The organism is Rhizobacter sp. P2_H2, assembly GCF_056403375.1.
On sequence record NZ_JBFUFP010000571.1, the window covers coordinates 1 to 3477 of the forward strand.

Below are 3477 nucleotides of genomic sequence, written 5' to 3' on the forward strand. Positions count from 1 at the left end.
CAGGATAAGGATCGGAGCCCGTGAGTGGGTTCGAATGAAGGATCGGTTCCGGCATCAGCGAGGTCTATTGCTTTTCGCTCTTCTCCGCGAGGAGCATTTCAATTTGCTGTGTCAATTGGCGGACGCGTTGCTTCAACTGATCGTTCTCGCCCAGCAATTGATCGTGAGCGTCCTTCCAGGAACGAGTCTCCGCCTTCAACAGCCGGATCGTCTCTTCAGGCCGCGCGGGCGACTTGGGTTGCAATTCGGTACCATCCACGTCCCCATGTTTGCGTGGCGACAGGCTCTTGTTGATGCGCTTGACGAAACCATCTTGAAGCGTCTGCTTGCCCTCGGTGCGCGACCGGTCTGGAAGGGATGCGCGCCTGGCGGTCTTTTTCTGATCGACGGGCTGGTGTGATGAGTTTGGAGGTTTTCCCTCGTGGGGCCGAGAGAGAAGCCGCCCGAGGCGAGAAGGCTTGCGAGGCGAGGCCGTTGGCGAACTCACGGAGGACTCAGTACGGGCAGCAAACTTGTGAAGTGTCGTGTGCGCATGACGTCGCTGCAGCAGCGGCTTCGACTTTTCTTCAAACTTCACCTTGCGTTCCGGCCTGTCATCGTCAATGTTGCGCGGTGGTGTAGAGCGCAAACTGCCTTGGTGAAAGMGGGTCACTTTTGGCTTCTCGTCAACGATCGTCGATCGCCTCGGTGAACTGGATGTGGCCGTACGCTTCCCGTCGCGGGTGTCCGATCTGGCCGAGCCAAGTGACGAGAGCTTCGTCCGTGGGCTGTGGATATGGCTGTCGGTTCGTGAAGCGAGCGCTTTTTTCCCCCGTTCCTTGAGGTCGATCGACGAAGCAGTCGGCAAGGCTGGCACGGCATTGAAGCGTTTCAACGGAGCGCCTCCGTCGCGCCCCTCGGATGTCGTTGTGATGAAAGGATCTTCTTGCGGCGGCTCGAGACTTTTGAGCAGTTCGAGAAGCCTGTTCGCGTGGTCGATGTTTTCATCCATGCGCTCCCGGATTGATGGCGGGCGGGGTTGTTCATCCGCGTTGGCCGTTGTGTCGGGAGCAACTGGGTGGATGCCTGGGTTGGAAAGGTCTAGCTTGGGTCGAGGAATCACGACAACTCCGTGGAGCAAGATGTTCGGAAATGAACAACGAGCACTGAGTCACCGTGACGCTCCGCCGGTTCCACACGAACCCCGAAAAGCAAAAGGGCCACCGCAGGGTGGCCCTTGTAGCTACCGAACATCGCTCGGAGTCGAACGAGACGGAGTCTTGGCGCCGGGTACGGGTTCCGGATTCCGCCCAGTGGTGCGGTCGGTTTGTCGCCTTGATGGGATGGGATTGTGCCGTGCTCCGCGCGCGCCCATCGTTCGAAAAGGGTAAGGAAAGCAACGCTTGTCAGTCGATGGCAGCAGCGAGCGGATAAGCTCCCGCCCTCGGCGCCACCATGCCACCCTGTTTCGCGTTCCCGCCCCACCCGTGGAGATCCCTCGCGTGTTCCGCTACTTCGAGAACCTGCTGCACCCGTATCCCGATGCCGTGCCGGTGCCGCCGCCGCGCGGCTTCTTTGCCTTCGTCTGGGCGTGCACGCTGGGCTCGCGCCGCTTCGTGCTCGGCATGATGCTGCTGACCGCCGCGTTCGGCGTGTTCGAGGCGATGCTGTTCAGCATGATGAGCCGCGTCGTCGACTGGCTCGGCGCAACCAAGCCCGCCGAGCTGTGGCCCACGCACAGCCTCACGCTGCTGCTGTTGGCGGCGATCCTGCTGGTCAGCCCGATCGCCGCGGCGTTCCAGACGCTCTTCAAGCACCAGGCGCTGGCCGGCAACTTCCCGATGCGCCTGCGCTGGAACTTCCACCGGCTGATGCTCGCGCAGAGCATGAACTTCTACCAGGACGAGTTCGCCGGCCGCGTCGCGGCCAAGGTCATGCAGACCTCGCTCGCGGTGCGCGACACGGTGATGATCCTCACCGACGTGCTCGTCTTCGTCATCATCTACTTCACGACGATGGCCGCGGTGGTCGGCACCTTCGACGCGCGCCTGCTGCTGCCCTTCCTCGGCTGGCTGGGCCTGTACATCGCGGCGCTGCGTTACTTCGTGCCGCGGCTGGGCAAGATCGGGCAGGCGCAGGCCGATGCGCGTTCGCTGATGACCGGCCGCATCACCGACGCCTACACCAACATTGCCACCGTCAAGCTGTTCTCGCACGCGCAGCGCGAGGCCGGCTTCGCGCGCTCGGCGATGCAGGAGTTCATGCAGACCGCCTATGCGCAGATGCGGCTGGTGAGCGGCTTCGAGATCGTGAACCACAGCCTGAGCATCGGGCTGATCATGTCGACCACCGGCGCCACGCTGTGGCTGTGGGTGCAGGGCGAACTCGGCATCGGCGCGGTCGCGGCGGCCACCGCGATGGCGCTGCGCCTGAACGGCATCTCGCACTGGATCATGTGGGAGATGGCGTCGCTGTTCGAGCACATCGGCACGGTGCACGACGGCATCAACACCTTGTCGCGCCCGCAGGCGGTGGTCGACCGGCCCGATGCGCGCACGCTGTCGGTGACGCGCGGCGAGATCCGCTTCGAGCAGGTCGGTTTCGCATACGGCGGCAGCAAGCCGGTGAYCGACGGCCTGTCGCTGCACATCCGCCCGGGCGAGAAGATCGGGCTGGTCGGGCGCTCGGGCGCCGGCAAGTCGACGATCGTGAACCTGCTGCTGCGCTTCTACGACGTCGAATCGGGCCGCGTGCTGATCGACGGGCAGGACATCGCCGGCGTGACGCAGGACAGCCTGCGTGCGCAGATCGGCATGGTGACGCAGGACACCTCGCTGCTGCACCGCTCGGTGCGCGACAACATCCTCTACGGCCGGCCCGATGCCGACGATCTGCAGATGACCGCCGCGGCCAGGCGCGCCGAGGCGCATGAGTTCATCCAGGGGCTGACCGACCCGAAGGGGCGCCAGGCCTACGACGCGCATGTCGGCGAGCGCGGCGTGAAGCTCTCCGGCGGCCAGCGCCAGCGCATCGCGATCGCCCGCGTGATGCTGAAGGACGCGCCGGTCCTGTTGCTCGATGAGGCCACCAGCGCGCTCGACTCCGAGGTCGAGGCGGCGATCCAGGCCAGCCTGTACCGGCTGATGGAAGGCAAGACGGTGGTCGCGATCGCGCACCGGCTGTCGACCATCGCGGCGATGGACMGGCTSRTCGTSCTCGACAAGGGGCGCATCGTCGAGGAGGGCGACCACCGCAGCCTGCTGGCGCAGGGCGGGTTGTATGCGCGCCTGTGGGCGCATCAGAGCGGGGGGTTCCTGGGGGAGGAGGCGGAGGATGGTGAAGAGGGCCCCGAGTCGGTGCGGCAACCGGGGGCGACGGTCTCAATCTGAGAAAGCGTCTGAGCTTGCGTCCGTGACGAGAGGCCGGAAGATCGGTCGCTCATTGTGAAAATCAGCGGCATCGAAGGCTAGCCAAGTGCACGCGGTCTCCAACTGAGCT

The 3477-nt window shown here is 64.4% G+C and carries 2 protein-coding genes; one reads left to right on the forward strand and one right to left on the reverse strand.

Annotated features, from left to right (window positions below; translation table 11 throughout):
- Positions 1–64: 64 nt before the first annotated feature.
- Complete coding sequence (locus AC1D15_RS22660; protein ID WP_477827741.1) at positions 65–991, reverse strand: hypothetical protein; 927 nt, start codon at positions 989–991, stop codon at positions 65–67.
- A 490-nt stretch (positions 992–1481) separates the two neighbouring features.
- Between AC1D15_RS22660 and AC1D15_RS22665 the strand changes: the two genes are divergently transcribed.
- Complete coding sequence (locus tag AC1D15_RS22665) at positions 1482–3368, forward strand: ABC transporter ATP-binding protein (protein ID WP_477827742.1); 1887 nt, start codon at positions 1482–1484, stop codon at positions 3366–3368.
- Positions 3369–3477: the final 109 nt, after the last annotated feature.